The 18,818-nt window shown below is 69.8% G+C and carries 19 protein-coding genes; 9 read left to right on the forward strand and 10 right to left on the reverse strand.

Going from position 1 to position 18,818, the window contains the following annotated elements:
* Positions 1–589: 589 nt before the first annotated feature.
* Both DVR07_RS16305 and DVR07_RS16310 read right to left on the reverse strand, forming a co-directional pair.
* Positions 590–1,306 (reverse strand): 5-formyltetrahydrofolate cyclo-ligase, encoded by a 717-nt coding sequence (locus DVR07_RS16305; RefSeq protein ID WP_115798384.1) that lies wholly within the window; start codon positions 1,304–1,306, stop codon positions 590–592.
* The gene (locus DVR07_RS16310) at positions 1,303–1,545 is read right to left on the reverse strand and encodes a hypothetical protein (RefSeq protein WP_193570237.1); all 243 of its coding nucleotides are present in this window, start codon (positions 1,543–1,545) and stop codon (positions 1,303–1,305) included. The genes DVR07_RS16305 and DVR07_RS16310 overlap by 4 nt, the downstream gene beginning before the upstream one ends.
* Positions 1,546–1,704: 159 nt before the next feature.
* On the opposite strand from DVR07_RS16310, the gene DVR07_RS16315 reads away from it, so the two are divergent.
* Positions 1,705–2,535: a hypothetical protein gene (locus DVR07_RS16315; protein ID WP_115798385.1), complete on the forward strand. Its 831-nt coding sequence runs from the start codon at positions 1,705–1,707 to the stop codon at positions 2,533–2,535.
* Between the two features lie 163 nt (positions 2,536–2,698).
* On the opposite strand, the gene DVR07_RS16320 is transcribed toward DVR07_RS16315, so the two are convergent.
* From DVR07_RS16320 to DVR07_RS16330, 3 genes are all read right to left on the reverse strand, one after another.
* Positions 2,699–2,899, reverse strand: a complete 201-nt coding sequence (locus DVR07_RS16320) for a hypothetical protein (RefSeq protein ID WP_115798386.1) — start codon at positions 2,897–2,899, stop codon at positions 2,699–2,701.
* Between the two features lie 117 nt (positions 2,900–3,016).
* Positions 3,017–4,663, reverse strand: coding sequence for a tryptophan--tRNA ligase (locus tag DVR07_RS16325; RefSeq protein WP_115798387.1), 1,647 nt, complete (start codon positions 4,661–4,663; stop codon positions 3,017–3,019).
* Positions 4,664–4,849: 186 nt separating this feature from the next.
* Entirely contained in the window at positions 4,850–5,503 is a 654-nt protein-coding gene (locus tag DVR07_RS16330) for a helix-turn-helix domain-containing protein (protein ID WP_115798388.1), read from the reverse strand.
* Positions 5,504–5,539: 36 nt separating this feature from the next.
* Between DVR07_RS16330 and DVR07_RS16335 the strand changes: the two genes are divergently transcribed.
* A complete protein-coding gene (locus DVR07_RS16335) occupies positions 5,540–6,295 on the forward strand; it encodes a class I SAM-dependent methyltransferase (protein WP_205254558.1) in 756 nt (251 codons plus the stop codon).
* A gap of 28 nt (positions 6,296–6,323) precedes the next feature.
* On the opposite strand, the gene endA is transcribed toward DVR07_RS16335, so the two are convergent.
* Together endA and DVR07_RS16345 are read right to left on the reverse strand one after the other, a co-directional pair.
* Entirely contained in the window at positions 6,324–7,352 is a 1,029-nt protein-coding gene (gene endA / locus DVR07_RS16340; RefSeq protein ID WP_115798390.1) for a tRNA-intron lyase, read from the reverse strand.
* Between the two features lie 69 nt (positions 7,353–7,421).
* Complete coding sequence (locus DVR07_RS16345; RefSeq protein WP_449272233.1) at positions 7,422–8,222, reverse strand: DUF7537 family lipoprotein; 801 nt, start codon at positions 8,220–8,222, stop codon at positions 7,422–7,424.
* A gap of 54 nt (positions 8,223–8,276) precedes the next feature.
* Between DVR07_RS16345 and DVR07_RS16350 the strand changes: the two genes are divergently transcribed.
* Positions 8,277–9,011, forward strand: coding sequence for a phosphatase PAP2 family protein (locus DVR07_RS16350; RefSeq protein WP_115798392.1), 735 nt, complete (start codon positions 8,277–8,279; stop codon positions 9,009–9,011).
* Here the strand turns inward: DVR07_RS16350 and DVR07_RS16355 are convergent.
* Positions 9,008–9,817, reverse strand: coding sequence for a topoisomerase DNA-binding C4 zinc finger domain-containing protein (locus tag DVR07_RS16355; RefSeq protein WP_115798393.1), 810 nt, complete (start codon positions 9,815–9,817; stop codon positions 9,008–9,010). The genes DVR07_RS16350 and DVR07_RS16355 overlap by 4 nt on opposite strands.
* Before the next feature lie 90 nt (positions 9,818–9,907).
* Between DVR07_RS16355 and DVR07_RS21810 the strand changes: the two genes are divergently transcribed.
* The 4 genes from DVR07_RS21810 to DVR07_RS16370 all read left to right on the forward strand — a co-directional run bounded on the left by DVR07_RS21810 (position 9,908) and on the right by DVR07_RS16370 (position 14,588).
* Positions 9,908–10,081, forward strand: coding sequence for a hypothetical protein (locus tag DVR07_RS21810; RefSeq protein ID WP_162829609.1), 174 nt, complete (start codon positions 9,908–9,910; stop codon positions 10,079–10,081).
* Between the two features lie 97 nt (positions 10,082–10,178).
* Entirely contained in the window at positions 10,179–10,829 is a 651-nt protein-coding gene (locus DVR07_RS16360; protein ID WP_240318897.1) for an HAD family hydrolase, read from the forward strand.
* 83 nt (positions 10,830–10,912) lie between these two features.
* Positions 10,913–12,127 carry an iron-containing alcohol dehydrogenase family protein gene (locus DVR07_RS16365; protein WP_115798394.1) on the forward strand — a complete coding sequence of 405 codons (1,215 nt, stop codon included), beginning with the start codon at positions 10,913–10,915 and terminating at the stop codon, positions 12,125–12,127.
* Between the two features lie 112 nt (positions 12,128–12,239).
* Positions 12,240–14,588: a DEAD/DEAH box helicase gene (locus DVR07_RS16370; protein ID WP_115798395.1), complete on the forward strand. Its 2,349-nt coding sequence runs from the start codon at positions 12,240–12,242 to the stop codon at positions 14,586–14,588.
* 26 nt (positions 14,589–14,614) lie between these two features.
* Here DVR07_RS16370 and DVR07_RS16375 read toward each other — a convergent pair whose 3' ends face one another.
* Complete coding sequence (locus DVR07_RS16375; protein ID WP_115798396.1) at positions 14,615–16,012, reverse strand: MATE family efflux transporter; 1,398 nt, start codon at positions 16,010–16,012, stop codon at positions 14,615–14,617.
* A 155-nt stretch (positions 16,013–16,167) separates the two neighbouring features.
* On the opposite strand from DVR07_RS16375, the gene DVR07_RS16380 reads away from it, so the two are divergent.
* On the forward strand, positions 16,168–16,803 hold the full coding sequence (locus DVR07_RS16380; protein WP_115798397.1) for a class II aldolase/adducin family protein: 636 nt from the start codon (positions 16,168–16,170) through the stop codon (positions 16,801–16,803).
* A gap of 283 nt (positions 16,804–17,086) precedes the next feature.
* Here the strand turns inward: DVR07_RS16380 and DVR07_RS16385 are convergent, their stop codons facing one another.
* Positions 17,087–17,428, reverse strand: coding sequence for a DUF378 domain-containing protein (locus DVR07_RS16385; RefSeq protein ID WP_115798398.1), 342 nt, complete (start codon positions 17,426–17,428; stop codon positions 17,087–17,089).
* A 237-nt stretch (positions 17,429–17,665) separates the two neighbouring features.
* Here DVR07_RS16385 and lipA point away from each other — a divergent pair, with 237 nt between their 5' ends.
* Entirely contained in the window at positions 17,666–18,604 is a 939-nt protein-coding gene (lipA, locus tag DVR07_RS16390; protein WP_115798399.1) for a lipoyl synthase, read from the forward strand.
* Positions 18,605–18,818: the final 214 nt, after the last annotated feature.

Below are 18,818 nucleotides of genomic sequence, written 5' to 3' on the forward strand. Positions count from 1 at the left end.
TAGCGGGTCGAACTGTCTGCTCTCGTGAGCGAATCCCAACCACGGACTACGGGTGAGAGAGATCCGCGTTCTGTAATAGAGAATCGAGTGGAATCTCGCGAACGTACCCGGCTGCTCATTCTGCGATCGTTCACCGGCTCTGTCGCCTGAAATGGACTTGTTTTCCCGCCCGATCAGGGTCCACGTCGACGCATGCCGGTAAGAATAACAGCATTAGTTTTGTTATACACGGCGGCATCATGTGAATCTGAAGAAATATTACGACCTTTAATTCCTGGTATGTCATTCCCAGGCGTTGCGAAGGTGTTGCGCATAATAGAACAGGTGCGTGGTATCACCGACGAATAGCTCTACCCGCTGCATCGGCTCGGGGCGTACACTTTCTATTCTGCTGCACCTGTCATTAGGGGATAAAGCTTAAGTCGTTCGCGCCTAATTAGAGAACGAGGAGTTACTTCTTTATCTAAAACATAAATTAATAAGGGCGACGGTACGCAAGCGTGGAACAAAAAAGGAACACCCGAGACAGCGACGGCGACGTCCCGACCGAACCACAACCCCTCCTCTCCGCCCGGTTCCGAACTCGAAACTACGGCCGCCGCCCGTCGAGCACCGGAATCTCCGCGACGCGCTCCTCGGGGAGGTCGTCCCAGAGCACGCCCGACGGCTTCTCGTGGCCCGTCTCGGTCCGGATCGTCCGCGTGGGCGTGACCACGAGGTCCATCGGCACGTCGTGGGCCTCGACCGCCACCGCCTCGTCGACCACCTGCGCGTCGTGGACCGTGGTCGCGACCGGCGTCTCGGCGTCCACGAGCTCCAGTTCCCGGAGGACCGCGTACTCGAGGTCGCTGTACCCCTCGCCCTTGCCGACGCGCGCGCCGTCGTCCGTGACCGCGACGCTGCCCGACACCACGAGGTCGACGGGCGCCACCTCCTCCGGTGCGACCTGCCTGGCGTACGACTCGACGTGCGAGACGGTCGGCGCGCTGTCGTACTCCTCGGCCGGAATCGCGCCGGGGTCGAGCTCGTAGAACGGCTCCTCGTCGCGGAGCCTGGGCACCGCCATGTAGACGGTCTTGCCCTCGCGGAGCGCGCGCCGCCGGACCGGCAGTTGTGGCGCGTCGGGGTTCGCTTTGATCGCGTCCGCCGCCTGCCATTCGTCGGTCTCGGCCAGTCGGTCGGCGGCGTCCTCGGCGCCGGCGACGTTCGGGATGCGGTCGTGGGGCGGGAACGGGAACCGGGCGATGCCCTCGGCTTCGAGGTGGTCCCAGATGCGCTCGCGGAGGTCCTGCTTGCTCGTACTCACACGTCACCGCCCTCCGTCGCACCGCCCTCCACAGACACCGGTTCGCCCCGCTTCGCACTCTCGGCCAGCAGTTCGTCGTAAGAGCCGTAAGCCCGCGGAATCCCGAGGTCGTCGGCGAAGGCCGCGGCCGCGTCGGCGTCGCGCGAGGCGACCGCCAGGACCACGTGGTCGGTGTCCTGAATCGCCGGCACGACCGCCGCGCGGCCGATGTTCGCGGTGCTGATGACGCCGAAGTTCATGTCCGACACGTCGCGCGCCCGGCGGAAAAATCACGCGCTCGGCGACCCGTTCCGCGACGATTCGCACTCGCCGCCCGCGAATCCCCTCGCCGGCGACGCGGCCCCGGTCTCGTCGCCGAAAAGTAATCATTAAACGGCCCGCGTCGAAACGCTTCGAACATGCAACGACGAGCCGCGACGGCGTACGCCGTCCTCTTCCTCGTGATCGCCGTGGGGTCCTACACGCTCATCGGCGTGGCCCAGGAGCCGGGGGTCGACCTCGAAGGGGAGACGTACGCCCAGAACGACACGGTCGCCGTCAACGGGTACGAGTACACGGTCTCCTCGGTCGGCGACGGCGAGGCGACGCTGGCACGGGTCAACGAGTCGGCGCGCTACACCGCGGAGTGGGCGAACAACTCGACCGTCCAGCTCGACAACTCCACGTACCGGGTCCTCATCCCCAACACCTCCGACCCGGGGCAGCTCACCGTCCGCCAGCAGTTCAACCTGAGCGACAACGTCACCACGGTCACGCAGGCCGACACGGAGTACGTCGTCGTGAACGGGACCGGCGACAACCGGTCGCTCGTCCCGGTCGACGAGTACAAACGCCAGCAGTTCGGCCAGCCCGACACCCGCCAGTACTCGGAGGGCCAGACCTTCCAGCTCGAGGGGAACCAGACGACCGTGACGAACATCACCGCCGACGCCGCGACCCTGGCCTGGACCGCACCGCGAACGGAGGAGACGTCGGTGGCCGAGGGCGCGCAGGTCGACCTTGGGCCGGAGAACGACAACCGGACGTTCGTCGGTCACTTCGTGAACGGGACGGTCGACGGCGAGCAGACGACGCTCGTCCAGCTATCGCCGGACGTCGACGAGTACCAGGAGCAGGTCGATGCCCGGGACCACTTCAACGAGCGCATCGCGGGCCTGTGGGGCGTGGCCATCCTGAGCGGGCTCACGGTCGCGCTGCTGTTCGGATTCGCCTTCCTGCCGAACAAGTAACGGTCCGGCTCTCGCTTTTTCACCGCGTTCGCTCGTCGCTTACCGTCGGACTTGATCCATCGAGCGCGTTTCTCCCGTCCGCGCCGCTGGCGCTCTGCTTCGAGGAGGATTCTCCGCGTCTGCTCGGAGTCCCGGCGAGCGCCGTGACGGTCGGCTCGGGACGTCAGTCCCGGGCCACCCACGCGAGTCCCGCGCCGATGGCGATGGCCGCCACCGCGCCGAGGCCCTGGCCGAGCAGCAGGAGCAGGCCGCCGGACTTGTACGCCCACGGCGTTCCGACGATGGTCGCGAGGCCGACGAGGACGAGCAGCACGCCGACGCCGACGCCGAGCGGTTCGAGCGCGTTCGCGTTCGCAGTCGCCATGTGTCGACCCTCCGGCTCCGAGCGGTTAACTGTTGCCGAAACGCGCGCAAGTGAACGACGCCGGCCGGAGCGCCGAGCCAGAGTGGTCGGAGAGCGCCGGCGGGAGAACGAGCCGCGTCAGTCGCGCGTGCGGTCGCTGTCGAGTTCGATGTCGGCCTCGTCCAGCAGCTCCTCGACCTCCTCGCGCTTCTCCTGGTGCTCGGCCAGGAACTCCCGCATCAGCTGTGCGGCCTGCTCCTTGCAGTCGCCGCAGAGCCGCTCGCCGCCGACGCACTCGTCGTACACCTCCCGGGCGAACTCGTCGTCGTCGCCCGCCAGCAGGTAGGCGTACAGCTCGTACACCGGACACTCGTCGGCCCGGCCGCCCAGTTCGCGCTGCTCCTCGGCGGTCTCGCGGCCGCCCGTGGTCGCGGCCTTCACCTTGTCGTAGCCGTCCTCGGGGTCGTCGAGCAGGCTGATGTGGCTGGCCGGCACCGACGAGGACATCTTCCCGCCGGTGAGCCCGGTCATGAACCGGTGGTAGATCGAGGAGGGCGCGACGAAGCCGTAGCCGCCGTGGTCGATCTCGACCTCGCGGGCCAGCTCCTCGGCCTCGTCGCGGTCGAGCTCGAACGAGTCGACGTGCTCCTCGAACACCCGCTTCTCGCCCTCGACGGCCCCGATAAGCGCCTCGAACGCCTCGTCGGTCGCGTTCCGGTCGAGGAACCGGACCCGGGGCCGCAGGGGCTCCTTGCCGGCCTCCCGGAGCTTCGCGACCGCGCCGTTCCGGGCGTCGTCCGCGGCCATCTCGTCTTCGAGCCAGTCGGCGGCGTCCTCGCAGCGAACCGGCTCGGCGTCGCCGCCCTCGGCGCGCTCCTCGGCCTCCTCGGAGAGCGCGGCGTAGGCGGCCGCGAGCAGTTCGCGCTCCTCGGGGTCGGCCTCGAAGCTGGCGTAGGCCTTCGTGACCCCGAAGTAGCGCATCCGGGCCGCGAGGTCGCGGGCGAGCCGGACGTGGGGGTCCTGGTCGGGCCCGACCGGGATGACCGTGGGCTTGGGCTCCTCCAGTTGGGGGTAGAGGATGTCGGCCATTTGGGTCACGACGCTCTGCATGTGCGAGACGCTGGTCTCGCCCGAGAACCCGTAGATGTTCTCGAGCTCCGAGAAATTGGCCTTTGACCCCAGCTCGAACGCGAGGTCCTGGACGTCGCGGTCGGCCGACTGGCGGTAGACGGTCCCCTCCTCGGGGTCGAACCCGAGCGCCAGCAGGCTCAGCAGGTAGTCCCGGGCGTGCTCGTCGATCTCGTCCCAGGTCATCCCGCGGGCGCTGTTGGCCTCCAGGTCGGCGATGAGCGCGTAGGCGTCGCCGCCCCGCTGCTGGTGCCAGATTATCTCGTCGAACACCAGCTTGTGGCCGATGTGGGGGTCGCCCGTCGGCATGAACCCCGAGAGCGCCGCGAAGGGCTCGTCGTTGCGCATCGCGTCGGCGACCCGCCGGTAGTCGCGGTGGCCGAAGATGACCCCGCGGCGCATCAGGTAGTGGGGGTCGGGCACCTCGGGCAGCACCTCGTCGAACTCCTCGATGCCGAACTCCTCGAACAGCTTCCGGTAGTCGGCGACGGTCGAGGAGCCCCAGGGGTCCAGCGTGGTCTCGTCCTCGCCGGTCGCGGTGCCGCCGTCGGTGCGGATTCGGGGCGACACGTCGGGCTCGCGCCAGCGTTCGCCCGACGCGCGGCTGTGGTCGTCGGGCGATACGTCGGTCTCGCGTGCGGATTCGTCACCGGTCATAGCGGAATCGACTGGCGGCGAGCCAATCTACTCCAGTGTAGGTGCTCGTCGGCGCAAAAAGGGTTCGCTTCGGCGGTGGCGTCATAGGGTCGATTGTAGCTGTTCTCGGTACTGTTCTCCATCCGAGATGTAGTGAGCGTCACAAGGTCCGACGATTGAACAGACGGTACGGAACTACAACCGACCCTATCGGGACCGCTCGCCGAGGGCGTCGGCGACGAGTCGCGACTCGGCGCGCCGGAGCAGGGTCGACGCGGTCGAGACCGCGCAGTCGAGTTCGGCGGCCACCGCCTCGACGTCGCCGTCTCGCGGCACCTCGTAGTAGCCGACGCCCCACGCCGCGGCGAGCGCCTCGCGCTGCCTGCCGGTGAGCGTCGCCCCCAGGCCGCGCGTGAACGGACCGACCGACAGCACGGTGACGTCCACCGCGTCGGGGAGCGCGTCGAGGAGGTCGCGGAGGTCGTCGCCGTGGCCGACGGCGGTGAGCCGCATCGTCCGGTCGGAACGGAACTCGACCGGCGGAACCACCACGACGGTGTTCCGCCGGAACGCGTCGAACAGCGGGGCGTCGCGGTCGGTGTTCGGCGCGCGGACGTACAGGAAGAACCCGTCGTCGCCGTCCGGCCGCAGGTCGTACTCGGCGACGTCGTCCCGCGCCGCGAGGACCGACTCGTAGGCCGCCGGGTCGCCCTCGACGTAGAACAGCAGGGTCCGGGTCCCGTCGCCGGTCTTGCCCTCAAGCAGCACTTCGCGCTCGACGGCCGGGGAGTCGCAGACGAACGCGTGCATCGGATGGATGGTCTCCGACGTGTGCTCGACCACGAGTTCGAGGGACTTCACGGGCGACCTATCGACGCCTTGTTACTTAAAGACCCGATGAGTATCGGGAATAGGACGGTCACCGTCACGCCCCGAGAGACGAGTATGCGGGACGCGATGGATTCTCCGGGAGACGAAGCGGGCACCGGACGGCGGGCTCACCTCGAACGGAGCAGGCGCGTGTGGGACCGCTGGAGCGACCACTACGGCTTGAGCGAGGCCGACTACGAACCGATGCGGGGGACGGCGGTCGAGTATTTGAACCTCGAACCGGGCGACGCCGTCCTGGACGTCGGCTGTGGCCCCGGCGTGAACTTCGCGTCGCTCCGGGACGCGGTCGGCCCCCACGGGCACATCGTCGGCGTCGATTACAGCCCGGCGATGGTCGACCGGGCCCGCGCTCGCGTCGCCGACCGCGGCTGGGAGAACGTCACCGTCCGCCGGGCCGACGCGGGGCGGGTGGACCTGCCTGCCGAGAGCTTCGACGCGACGCTCGCGACGCTCTCGCTGAGCGTGATGCCGTCACCCCGGGCCGTCGCCGAGCGCGTGCACGAGGCGCTCCGCCCGGGCGGTCGGTTCGTCGTCTTCGACGTCCGGGCGTTTCCGTCGGGACCCCTCCGGGTCGTGAATCCGCTGGTGCGGCGAGCACTCCACCTCGTCGGCAACTGGAACACCGAGGCCGACGTCCCGACCGCAATCGAGTCGGCGTTCGGCGAGTGCGAGGTCGTCGAGACGTACTTCGCGGGCCTGAACTACACCGCAGTTGCGACTCGCGACCTCAACTCCGGCGGTAGCGATCCGGGAAGTAACTAGACCGCGAACGAACGGCTCCCTCGTGGCTTCAGGGCGTCAGCCGCTTGACGGCCAGCCAGGACACGCCCTCCGCCCCGACGAGCGCGAAGATCATCCGCTTGCGGACCCCGTGGGCCAGCCGCACGTCGAGCGCGAGGTCCCGCGGCGAGAAGACGCGGTCGGCCGGCAGCACCCGGACCAGCGCCTCCGAGTGGCCCAGGTCGTCGACCGACTCCACGTCGGCGTAGGTCCGGAAGTCCGCGCCGAACTTGAAGCCGGTCTTGGGCACGACGCCGCGCTCGCGGAGCGCCCGGTACACCCGGAGCCGGCGGTCGAACCGCTCGCCCTCGACCTCGCGACCGCGCTCGCCGACCGTCCCGGGGTCGAGCGAGAGCGCGCGCTCGTCGGCGAGGTACGCGGCCTCGACCAGCGAGAGCTGGAGGGCGTGCGGCCGGTCGGGGTGGCCGTCGCGGTCGTCGAGCGGCTGGCCGTAGAACCCCCGTTCGTGGAGGACCTCGGGCGGGTCCCAGACCAGCACGCGGTCGTCCAGCAGATCGGCGGCGACGTCCCGGGGCAGGTCGGTGCCCGAACTCCCGCGGAGGTCCGCGCGGTCGGTCTCCAGGTAGGTGATCTCGCTCTCCTCGTCGACGACCGCCAGCACCGTCTCGCCCAGGTCATCGGCTGGCACCGCCGCGCGCTCGCCGACGACCCGGACCCGGTAGAGCACCGCGTCGTCCCACGGGCCCTTCCCGCGGGGATAGACCACGAGATCGACGTTCGACCGCGGGGCGTCGACCCACCCGTCGCGGGCGGGCGAGAGGTAGAACCCCCGGTCGCGCAGGTCGGCGTACACGAGGAATCGGGTGGCGATCTCGCCGCCCGCGTCGGCGAGCAGCTCCCGGAAGCCCATCCCCTCGACCGAATCGATGTCGCCCTTGAACAGCAGGTAGGCGGCCTCGACCCGCGAGAGCGCGATCTCCTGGCCGCCGAGCGGGCGGCCGTACCCGCTGGAGTCGTAGAAGCGCTGGCGGGCGTCGCCGCCGACCACCACCTCGCCGTCGCGCAGGCGTCCGTCCATGGTCGCCGTTCCGGTTCGCGGCGTCAAAGGGGCTCCGGTCTTTTGCGAGGTCGAGGACCGCTACGCAACCTACGAGCCCTTGGCCTTCTGTACCCAGTCCGGTTTATCGACCTCCGCGCTCCCGATGTCGCTGAACTCGCCGTTCGCCTCGAAGGACCCTTCGCTACTGGTCCCCTCGTAGCGGAACTCGACCGGCCACGCCGCCTCGCTGACGTACATTCTGCCGCTGGGGTCGCTCACCCACGAATCATCCCCCTCGCTAGTCCCCGTAATCGTCAGCGCCGCGACTGCCCTCCCGTCGCGTACCTCCACGCTGTCCACCGCGTACGTGAGGCTGTCGACGAAGTCCAGGTCCTCCCGTGCGGTATCGACCGCGGTCCTCCTGTCGAACCGATTCTCCCCGGTGCTCAGGTCGTACGCGCTGTATTCGACCTGACCGCCCAGCCCCTCGGCCATGTACACCTTGCTGCCGGACTGGTACGTGGCGTAGTTCACCGATCGCTCGCCGCTCGACGCTTGCACTCGCGTCAGCCCCTCCTCCGATTCGGGGTCGTACCGGGCGGTCTCGCTCACCTTGTAGGTGCTGTCGTCCGTCGATTCGATCTCGTAGTCTAAGGCGAAACTGGTGCTCTCGATGCCGTCGATCACCTGGTCGTTCAGGCGCTCGACGTCCGTGACGCCCTCCTCGGACAGCCCGTCCGGGTAATCGAAGTTGACCCTGGTGGTCGTCGAGTCTTTCACCGCGGCCTCGGTCCGTCTGTCGCTCTCCGTCGCGTCGGTCCCGGGCGTCGGACTCTCGTCACCCGTACACCCGCTCAGTGGAACTACTCCGGAAACTCCTGCCAGTGTCACGAAACGGCGTCTTTTCACAACAGAACGACAAGATTGAAAAGTGATAAATATTCGCTATCTGTGACATCGCGTATGACACGTGGCTTCGGAGAAGCGGAGTTCGCTTCTCGGCTGCCGGAAACGGTGACCGCCGTCGCCGGACTCGTCACGCAGCTCGGCGACATGTGGTTCGTCGTGGTCGGCATCTGCGCGCTCTTCGTGCTGGCGTCGCGGGACCGCTCGCTCACGGACGCGCCCGCGACCGACTGCGTCTACCTGCTCGCGCTGACCGTCGGCGCCTACTCGCTGACGGTCGCGCTCAAGCACGCCTTCGGCCTGCCCAGGCCGCCGGGAGCCGCCACCGCGACCCCGCCGGCGTGGATTCCCCAGTTCGGCCACGCCGCCTACGAGTCGATGGTGACCGGCGACAGCTACGGCTTTCCCAGCGGTCACGCGCTGAAGACGACCGCCGTCTACGGCGCCGGCGCGCTCGCGCTGGACGTCTGGGACCGCGAGCGCCGACTCGCCCTCGCGGCCGGAATCGGCGTCCTCGTCGCGGCGTCGCGGGTCGTCCTCGGCGTCCACTACGTCGTCGACGTGGTCGCCGGGGCGGCGGTCGGCGCGCTCTTCCTGGCCGTCGCCGTTCGATCGACCGACCAGCGACCGGCGCGGGCGCTCGCGCTCTCGACGGTTCTCGGCGCGCTCGCGGTCGGCGTCGCGGGCACGTCGAAGTCGGTCCTCGCGCTCTCGGCCGCGGCCGGCGGCCTGGTCGTCTGGGTCGGCACCGACCGGGTCCGCGCCGCGCGGACCGACGCGGCCGAGGGCTAACTGGGCGCTTCCTCCGTCGCTTCTCCTGCTTCTCCGTCGTTCATCTCGCGACAGTCGGGGGCGAGACACCCCGACTCCTCGCGTGCATCGCCGCCGTCGCCGTCTCCCCGGACCAGCGGCAGACCGCAGTCGCAGGTGCCGACCACCTCCCGGTCGGGGAGCGCGAACGTCGCCTCGCAGTCGGGGTAGCTCTCGCAGCCCAGGAAGAGGGTGCGCTCGCGCAGCACCCGGAGGTCGCCCCCGCAGTCGGGACACGACCACTCGCGGTCGAACCGCTCGCGGACCGCGGCGTCGAGGTCCTCGCAGTCGCGGTCGATGCACAGCTCGAAGCGCGCGCCGCGGTCGACCGCCATCCGCGGGAGGCCGCAGTCGCAGGTCGATTCGAGCGTCGCGGCGTCCCTCGGCAGGCCGTACTCGGCCGGGCAGCCCAGGCAGGTGACCGCCCCGCGGGCCCGGACGAGGGTGCCGTCGCAGTCGGGGCAGGTCCCCGCCTCGACGCCCGCCGGGGTCGCGGCGTGGCTGCCGCGGTGGGCCCGGCCGCGGCTCTCGACCCGGAGGCGCTCGCCGTCCTTGACCGCGACCAGGGCGAACCCGCCGTCGCCGTCGACCTCGCGGTGGACCGCGTTCGCGCGGGTGAGCCACGCGACCGGCTGGTACCCCGCGGCGTCGTGGACGAGCACGGTACCGTCTGGCTTGTGGACCACCACGACCCGGCCGCGCCGGCGGGTCGGCTCGCTCCCGGCGTCGTCGCTCGCGGTGTAGGTCGTGGTGCACTCTCCGGCGTAGACGTGGACTGTCTCGCTCACGGACCCGGTTCGTTCCGTCCTCGGCCTTAAACTCTCGCGCGGTCCGTGTCGTGACGGTTCATTTATATCTCGGGCGGACGACCTCCCCGCATGGTCTCCCGCGACACGAAGGAAACCGCGCTCCTGGTCGCCGTCGCAGTGGTCGGATTTCTCGCCGCCAACGCGCTCGACGCGCCGAGCGCCGTGGCCTGGGGTATCCTCATCGGAATCGGCGGCGTCGGTCCCACCGTGCGCGACGAGTGGCGCCGCCGGCAGGACGTCTGAGGAGTCGGCTCCGTCCCGGGACGCGTGACGACCCGCTCCCTCCGTCAGCCTCCCGATCTCGGAAAAACCTATCCCCGTCCGCCGCGTCGGTCGGGGCGTGCAATCGACGGCTGTGCTGTTCGACATGGACGGCGTCATCGTGAACTCTGAGCGCTACTGGGTCGAGACCGAACAGGAGGAGATCCTTCCCGCGGCGGTCGACGGCGAGCCCGACACCAGCGAGACCACCGGGATGAACTTCCGGGAGATATACGACTACCTCGAGGAGCGCCACGAGATGACCGCGAGCAAGGACGAGTTCGTCGCCCGCTACGAGGAGACGGCCCGCGACATCTACGGCGAGCGGGTCGACCTGATGGACGGGTTCGAGGACCTGGTCGCCGACCTCCGGAAGGACGGTCGGACCGTCGCGCTGGTCTCGTCGTCGCCCCGCGACTGGATCGACCGGATGCTCGACCGGTTCGACCTCCGCGAGGCGTTCGACGAGGTCATCAGCGCCGAGGAGATCGACGGGAGGAGCAAGCCCGAACCCGACGTCTACGAGTACGCCGCCGAGCGGGTCGGCGCGGAGCCCGAGGACTGCATCGCCGTCGAGGACTCCACGAACGGCGTGAAGTCGGCGAAGGCCGCCGGAATGAAGGCGGTCGGCTACCGGAACCAGTCCGACGAGGAGCTGGACCTCTCGGCGGCCGACGCGGTGGCCGCCTCGCCCGCGGAGCTGCGCGAGATACTGCTTGGCGAGTCGTAGTCGGCCCAGACGGCCGATTCCCGGATTCTCCGATTCGTCGCGAGCCTCCACCTTCATTGCGGTCGCGACCGAACCGACGAGCCATGCTCCCGGTAGCCGACGCGTTCGAGCACGAGTACCGCGGCTGCGACGTCGTCTACGGCCGCGGCTGCGCGGACCGACTGGGCGAGTACCTCGCCGACCGCGGCCTCGACCGCGCGCTGGTCGTCTGCGGGTCGAACGTCGGGGCCAACGACGACCTGATGGACCCGGTCCGGGCCGGCCTGGGCGACCGCCTCGTCGGCGTCTTCGACGGCACGACCCCGGAGAAACAGGCCGAGGCCGCCTTCGAGGCCATCGACGCGATGGAGGAGGCCGACGCCGACGTCCTGGTCGGCGTCGGCGGCGGCAGCAGCCTCGACGTGGCTCGGCAGGCCGGCGTCTTCGCGGCCGACGGGCGGTCGCTGGCGGACCTACGCGAGGAGGCCCGCGACGACGGGGAGGTCGCCCCGCCCGACCCGGACGCCGCCGAGCGACCGCCGGTCGTCGTCATCCCCACGACGTTCGCCGGCGCGGACGTTTCTGCCGGCGGCTCACTCGAGGTCCTCTCGGCCGGCGAGTCGCCGACCGGACAGCCGGTCACCGCCAGCGGCTCGGCGATGCCACTCGCGGACTTCGCCGACCCGGCGCTGTTCGAGACGACGCCCGCCGGCGCGCTGGCCGGGTCGGCGATGAACGGCGTCGACAAGGGTATCGAGACGCCCTACGCCCGGGACGCCGACCCCGTCAGCGACGCGACCGCGGTCCACGGCCTCCGGCTGCTGAGCGAAGCGCTTCCGGCGGTCGTGGGTGACGGGGGTTCGGAGGAAGACGCCGCCGCGCTGATGGACCGCGCGGTGGTCGGCGCGCTCCTGGTCCAGTTCGACCGGAAGCTCTCGGTCGTCCACGCGTTCGGCCACGGGTTCGCCCGCCGGTACGACGTCCAGCAGGGCGCGGTCCACGCGGTCGTGGTCCCCCACGTCCTCCGGTACCTCTTCTCGGCGGTCGACGCGGCCCGCGACCTGCTCGCCCAGGGATTCGGCGTCGAGACCGAGGGGCGTTCCGACGACGCGGTGGGCGAGGCGGTCGTCGACGCGGTGACGGAGCTCCGGGATTCGCTCGGCACGCCGACGCGTCTCCGCGACCTCCCTGAAACGCGCGAGGAGGACCTGCCCGCGATTGCGGAGTTCGTCGTCGACGACCGCGTCATGGAGCGGGCGCCTGCCGGCCTCGACGCCAGCGCCGAGGACGTCGAGGACGTGCTCCGCGAGGCGTGGTGAGGGCTCTCGGCGAGCGTTCTTGTCGGATTCGCCAGGGGACGCGCCCACCGTCCCCGACCTGTCCGCGACCATAGAGAAACGCCTTTGGGACCCCGACGCCGTGAAACGAACGATGGAAGTCGCCGAGGCCGTCCCCGACCCCGAGTTCGTCGAGGTGTTCCCGTTCGAGGAGTTCAACGACATGCAGCGCGAGGTCGTCGACGCGCTCGTCGCGACCGACGAGAACGTGGTCGCGAGCGCGCCGACCGCCAGCGGGAAGACCGCGCTGGCCGAACTCGCCATCTGTCGGACCCTGGAGGCCGGCGGCACCGCCCTCTTCGTCGCCCCGATGCGGGCGCTGACCAACGAGAAGGAGAGCGAGTGGGAGCGGTTCGAGGACCTGGGCTACTCGGTGTACGTCGTCACGGGCGAGCGCGACCTCAATCCCCGCCGGGCCGAGCGCGCCGACATCCTGGTGATGACTCCCGAGAAGGCCGATTCGGCGACCCGGAAGCACGACTCGCGCCGCTACGCCTTCATCCGCGAGGTCGACTGCTGCGTCATCGACGAGGTCCACCTGCTCGACTCCGAGAAGCGCGGCAGCGTCCTCGAAGTGACGGTCTCGCGGCTCCGGCGGCTCTGCGACCCCCGCGTGGTCGCGCTCTCGGCGACGATGCCCAACGTCGAGGACGTGGCGGCGTGGCTCGACGCCCCGCCCGAGACCACCTTCGAGTTCGGCGACGACTACCGGCCGGTCGACCTCCACTCGGGCGTCGAGACCTACACCCACGGCGACAACTCGTTCGCCGACAAGTACAGGCGGCTCTACCGCGCGCTCGACCTCGCCGAGCCCCACATCCGCGACGACGGCCAGGCGCTCGTGTTCGTCTCCTCCCGGCAGGACACCGTCCAGGCCGCCAAGAAGGCCCGCGACGAGCTCGCCGAGCGCGACGTCCCCATCGGCGCCCGCGGCGACTACGACTTCCACAACGACGCGAAGGAGCTCCAGAACGACACCCTCCGGCAGTCGGTGCTCGACGGAGTCGCCTTCCACCACGCCGGCCTCTCGAAGGCCGACAAGGACCGGGTCGAGGAGTGGTTCAAGCAGGGCAAGATAGAGCTGCTGTTCTCGACCTCGACGCTGGCGTGGGGCGTCAACCTCCCCGCGCGGTGCGTCGTGCTCCGGGACACGAAGCTCCACGACCCCCTCGAAGGCGAGGTCGACATGAGCCCGCTGGACATCCTCCAGATGCTCGGCCGGGCCGGCCGCCCGGAGTACGACGACGTGGGCTACGGCTGGGTGGTCTGCGACCGGTCGGAGGCAGACAAGTACCGCCGGCTGCTCCGGGACGGCAAGGAGATCGAGTCCCGGCTGGCCGAGGACATCGACGCCCACCTCAACGCCGAGATCGCGATGGGCACCATCCGCGGGCTCGAGGACGTGATGGAGTGGCTCGAGACCACCTTCTACTACGTCCGGGCGGAGTCGAACCCCGACGAGTACGACTTCGAGGGGCTGCGCGACCGGGTCCGGGCCACCCTCGAGCGCCTGGTCGACCGCGGGTTCGTCGAGACCGGCGACCAGCTCGACGTCTCGGCCACCCCGCTGGGCCGGCTCGCCTCGAAGTTCTACCTCCGGCTCGACACCGCCGGGGAGTTCCGCGACCTCGCCGAGCGCGAGACCGTCGAGGACGGCGACATCCTCCGGACGGTCGCGGACGCCGCGGAGTTCGACAGCGTGAGCGCCCGCCAGTCCGAGCGCGAGGCGGTCGACTCGGTGCTGGTGGGCCAGGGCGCGGGCGACCTCGACCCCGGCGCGCGCAAGGTGCTGGCCATCCTGCGCTCGACGATGACCGGCACCACGCCGGCCGAACTCCGGAGTGACGCCTGGGTCATCACCCAGAACGCGCTCCGGCTGCTCGCGGCGCTCCGGGCCTTCCTCGACCGGTTCGACCGGCCCCGGGCCGCCAACCTCGCCAGTCGAGTCGAGGCCCGCATCGAGCACGGCGTCAGCTCCGACGCGGTCGGGCTGACCGCCGTCGACGGCGTCGGCTCGGGCCGGGCGAGCAAGCTCGCCAAGGAGGGCATCGCCACGCCCGCCGACGTCCGGGAAGCGGGCGAGTCCGGCCTGGTCGACGCGGGCCTCTCGGCCGGGGTCGCCGAGGCGGTCCTCGAGAGCGCCGGCGACCTGCCCAGGGTCGACGTCGAGTGGGGTTCGTTCCCCGACTCGGTGCCGCAGGGCGAGAACGACATGCGCGAGGTGACGGTCCGGAACGCGGGCGACGGCGCCCAGGCCGGCGTCCGCGTGACGGTCAACGGCGTCGAGATGACCGAGACGACCACCTACCTCGACGGCGAGACCGCGGTCCCGGTCGGCGTCTTCGGCGGCGCCGACGACGAGATGGAGTACACCGTGGAGGTCGTCTTCCCGGAACTCCCGCTGCTTCCGGTGACCGACTCGCGGACGGTGCGGGTGGAGTGAGGACGCGGCTGCGCTGCGTCGCCCCGTCAGTCGGCGCTCGCGGCCGCCTTCTCGGCGGCCCGCTGGAGCATCCCGTTGTTCGTCGTGTAGTAGTAGTAGGCGCCGGCGCCGACCGCGGCGACCACGTTCGAGACGGTGACCGCCCAGAACACCGCGAGGACGCCGTAGTCCAGCACCAGCGCGCCGACCGCGGCGACAGGCAGTCGGACCGCCCAGTACTTCAGCAGGTTGGCGGCCAGGCTGACCTTCGTCCGGCCCGCGCCGTTGAATCCGGCCTCGAACAGGTACATCGCGCCGATGGCCCAGTAGCCGAACACGAGGATCTCGAGGTACCGGACGCTCAGCGCGACGCCCTCGGCCGACATGTCCGGCACGAACGTCGTGGCGATGAGCTCGGGCGCGACCCACTGGACCGTCCCGATGGCGGTCAGCCCGACCGCGGCGATGCCCGCGCCGAGCCACGTCGTCCGGCGCGCCCGGTCGGGTCGGTTCGCGCCGAGGTTCTGGCCGACGACGCTCTGGGCCGCGCTCATCAGCCCCTGGGCGGGGACGAAGGCGACGGTCGCGACCTGCGCGCCGATGTTGTACGCCGCGAGCGCGGCGGGGGTACCGACCGCCGAGATGACCGCGATGACGAGCACCCGGACCGACTGGCTGGCCGCGGTCTGGGCGCCCCGCGGGAGCCCGACGTCGATGATCTTCCGGTACTCGTCGCGGTCGAAGCCGACGGCCTCGCGGGTGAGCGCGAACCCGTCGCGGCCGCGCACGTAGAGGGTGAACATGACGAGGAAGCTGACGAGGTAGCCGCAACCGGTCGCCAGCGCCGCACCCTGCATCTCGAGCCGGGGGAACACCCACCAGCCGAGGATGAGGAACGGGTCGAGCGCGACGTTGGTGGCGACCGCCGAGACGTTGGCGTACATCGAGGCCCGGGAGTCGCCCCAGCCGATGAACCCGCCCTCGAGCGCGTCGCTCATGCTCGCGAACGGGAACAGGACCGCGAGCCACGCGAGGTAGGTGGCCGCGAGCGGCGTCACCGAGTCCCCCGAGAGCACCAGCGAGACGACGGCGTCGGCCCCGAGGAAGACGACGATGGCGACCGCGGTGCCGCCCGCGAGCGCGGCGGTCAGCCCGTGGAACGCGGTCCGGCGACCCCCGGCGAGGTCCTCGGCGCCCGCGCGCTGAGAGACGACGACCTGGGTCCCGGTCAGCAGCATCGTGGTGACGCTGAACAGCAGCGCGGTCACGGGGAACACCGCGCCGACGGCTGCCACGGCGGTCTCCCCTAGGCGGCCGACCCAGAACGTGTCGACCACCTGCTGGACGACGATCACGAGGTTCTGGACGACGAGCGGCGCCGCGAGAACCAGCAGTGAGCGCGCGAGCGACCCCTCCGTGATTTCGTCTCGCAATACGCCAGGCATCGTTTATATCGCTTAGTCAGTAAGAAAATATCGCATCTGATAATAAATTTTCCGATGCGTTCGCATTCCCTGGTGCGCGTCTCTCGGTACCAGTTAGCGCGATTGCGGGAACTCCGACCCGGTGTAATAAATAGCTACCCCTCCTCGATGCGGACATGCTCGGAGCGGAACGCCGCGCGGTCGCCACCCGCGCACCGGACCTCGCGTCGCTCACACCCGGTCGGACCGGGAACCTGAGCGTGCGCCGCGACGACCGATTCGCGGTCACGCCGACCGGCGTGGCCTACGACCGCATCGACGCCCCCGACGTCCCCGTCGTCTCGCTCGACGGCGAGCGGGTCGCCGGCGAGTCGGCCCCGTCGAGCGAGACCCCGATGCACGGCTCGGTGTACCGGGAGTTCGACGCGGGCGCCATCGTCCACACCCACTCGCCGTGGGCCTCGACGCTGGCGATTCTCCACGAGCCGATTCCGCCGGTCCACTACATGCTCGCGCTCGCGGGCACCACGGTGCCGGTCGCCGACTACGCTACCTATGGGACCGCCGAACTCGCCGCGAACGCGGTCGAGGCGATGGAGTCGGCCGACGCCGAGGCGTGCCTGCTCGCCAACCACGGCCTGCTCGCGACCGGCGACGATGCCGACGACGCGCTCGAGACCGCCGTCAACGTCGAGTACACCGCCCGCATCTACTGCCAGGCCAAGGCGTTCGGCGACCCGGTCGAGCTGAGTCACGAGGAGATGGCCGCCGTGGCCGAGAAGTTCGAGGGGTACGGCCAGGGCGACGGGTAGCCAGTCCTAGTTGCGCTCTCGGTGAAGTTCGTGTCCGAATTCGGTGGAAAACCGACTCGGCGCGTGCTGGCGCGCCCTCGTGGCGCGCCCATGCACGCGAGGGAGGCGGCCGCGTTCAGGCGGCCGCCGAGGCTGGGGAGGTGTGAGGCCCGCGGTCGCGGTGCCGTGCGGTAATTCAGAGGTGACGGCGGTAGCTAGCTCCACTCGCCTCTTCCCGTTCGCGCCGCCGTCTCGGTAGTCATTCTCCCAATCCAATCGAGAGAAACGTCTCCAGTCGAACCGCCTACGTCTCGGTGTTGGTGTTCTCGGTGTCCGTGTCGGTGTAGTCGGTCGTCGTCTCGGTCCGGGTCGTGGCGTCGCGCTGGCGACGCTCGCGCTTGGCCCGACGGCTCGCGCGGCCCATCTTGTAGGCGATGTACAGCAGGTAGACGCCCGCGACGCCGACGAGGGCGTAGATGAGGTACTCGACGGTCTCGCCCGGACCCTCCCTGAAGATCGGCGCGAGGAACATCTCGACGACGTTCACGGGGTCGCCCATGAGCCCCGTGACGCCGAGGATACCCCACGTTATCGCCCCGACGGCGACGAGCAGGATGGCGAACCAGTCCAAGCCGTTGGTCTTCATAGTGTGAGATAGGCGTTTGACGTGCTTTGTTATTGTGGCCTTATAGCGGCGGACGGCCGCTGGGCCTCGGTTCCGGTCCGTTTCGCGGAGTCGTGACGCCAGCCGGCGGACGGAACGGGAGGTCCGGCGGCGGCGAATGGTATCGTTACGGGGGTTTTCGCCGGGGCACCCCGGCCGAACGCCCGCCGCGACCCGGATACCCCACCCTTTTCACCACCCGCATCCAATACAGAGCCAATGAGTCGCCGCCGGAAACCCGATTGGCTGAAGATGCAACCGCCGTCCGGCCGGGAGTTCACGGGCATCAAGCGGACCCTGCGCGACCACGACCTCAACACCGTCTGCGAGGAGGCCAACTGCCCCAACCTCGGGGAGTGCTGGTCCGGGCGCAACTCCGACTCCGGGGGCACCGCGACGTTCATGCTGCTGGGCGACCAGTGCACCCGCAACTGCGGCTTCTGCGACGTCGACACCGGCGGCGGCCAGCCGCTCGACCCCGACGAGCCCGCGAACGTGGCCAGCGCCGTCGCCGAAATCGGCCTCGACTACGTGGTGCTGACGTCGGTCGACCGCGACGACCTGGAGGGCCAAGGCGCGGCCCACTTCGCCGAGACCATCCGGGAGATCAAGCGGCGCGACCCCTCGATCCTCGTCGAGGTGCTGATTCCGGACTTCCGGGGCGACGAGGACCTGATCCGCGAGATCATCGAGGCCGAACCGGACGTCATCGCTCACAACGTCGAGACCGTCGAGCGACTCCAGCAGCCGGTCCGGGACCCGCGTGCGGGCTACGAGCAGAGCCTCGGGGTGCTCGAGCAGGTCGAGCGGGAGTCGGACATCTACACCAAGACCAGCCTCATGCTCGGGGTCGGCGAGTACGACCACGAGGTGTACCAGACCCTCTCGGACCTCCGGGAGGCCGACGTCGACATCGTCACGCTCGGCCAGTACCTCCAGCCGTCGCGGGACCACCTCGACGTGTCGAGCTACGTCCACCCCGCGAAGTTCGAGACCTGGCGCCGGGTCGCCGAGGACGAACTCGACTTCCTCTACTGCGCCAGCGGGCCGATGGTCCGGTCGTCGTACAAGGCGGGCGAACTGTTCGTCGACGCCGTCCTCCGGGACGGCAAGACCGTCGAGCAGGCGCGCCGCGAGGCCCGCCGGGCCTCGGTTTGAGCGAGCGGTGGAACCGCGCGCAGGAAAGCCCGAAAGGATTCCGTCTAAGTGCGCGTCGGACCCCGCGAACCCAGTCGACCCACCCGAGTCGGCGACGACGCTCCGAGCCGGGCGACCCCTGCTACTGATTCCCACACCGGTTCGCGCAATACTTGCCATTCGTTCACCGAGGAGCGCCCTGAGAACGACACCGTCAGACGAACGCCTATTTTCC

The organism is Halorussus rarus, assembly GCF_003369835.1.
GTDB classification, from domain to species: domain Archaea; phylum Halobacteriota; class Halobacteria; order Halobacteriales; family Haladaptataceae; genus Halorussus; species Halorussus rarus.

Bases quoted from the DNA above. Each gene is read 5' to 3' on its own strand.
- DVR07_RS16310 (WP_193570237.1), bottom strand. From the start codon at position 1,545: ATGAACTTCGGCGTCATCAGCACCGCGAACATCGGCCGCGCGGCGGTC.
- DVR07_RS16315 (WP_115798385.1), top strand. From the start codon at position 1,705: ATGCAACGACGAGCCGCGACGGCGTACGCCGTCCTCTTCCTCGTGATC.
- DVR07_RS16320 (WP_115798386.1), bottom strand. From the start codon at position 2,899: ATGGCGACTGCGAACGCGAACGCGCTCGAACCGCTCGGCGTCGGCGTC.
- DVR07_RS16325 (WP_115798387.1), bottom strand. From the start codon at position 4,663: ATGACCGGTGACGAATCCGCACGCGAGACCGACGTATCGCCCGACGAC.
- DVR07_RS16335 (WP_205254558.1), top strand. From the start codon at position 5,540: ATGAGTATCGGGAATAGGACGGTCACCGTCACGCCCCGAGAGACGAGT.
- endA (WP_115798390.1), bottom strand. From the start codon at position 7,352: ATGGACGGACGCCTGCGCGACGGCGAGGTGGTGGTCGGCGGCGACGCC.
- DVR07_RS16350 (WP_115798392.1), top strand. From the start codon at position 8,277: ATGACACGTGGCTTCGGAGAAGCGGAGTTCGCTTCTCGGCTGCCGGAA.
- DVR07_RS21810 (WP_162829609.1), top strand. From the start codon at position 9,908: ATGGTCTCCCGCGACACGAAGGAAACCGCGCTCCTGGTCGCCGTCGCA.
- DVR07_RS16365 (WP_115798394.1), top strand. From the start codon at position 10,913: ATGCTCCCGGTAGCCGACGCGTTCGAGCACGAGTACCGCGGCTGCGAC.
- DVR07_RS16370 (WP_115798395.1), top strand. From the start codon at position 12,240: ATGGAAGTCGCCGAGGCCGTCCCCGACCCCGAGTTCGTCGAGGTGTTC.
- DVR07_RS16375 (WP_115798396.1), bottom strand. From the start codon at position 16,012: ATGCCTGGCGTATTGCGAGACGAAATCACGGAGGGGTCGCTCGCGCGC.
- DVR07_RS16380 (WP_115798397.1), top strand. From the start codon at position 16,168: ATGCTCGGAGCGGAACGCCGCGCGGTCGCCACCCGCGCACCGGACCTC.
- DVR07_RS16385 (WP_115798398.1), bottom strand. From the start codon at position 17,428: ATGAAGACCAACGGCTTGGACTGGTTCGCCATCCTGCTCGTCGCCGTC.
- lipA (WP_115798399.1), top strand. From the start codon at position 17,666: ATGAGTCGCCGCCGGAAACCCGATTGGCTGAAGATGCAACCGCCGTCC.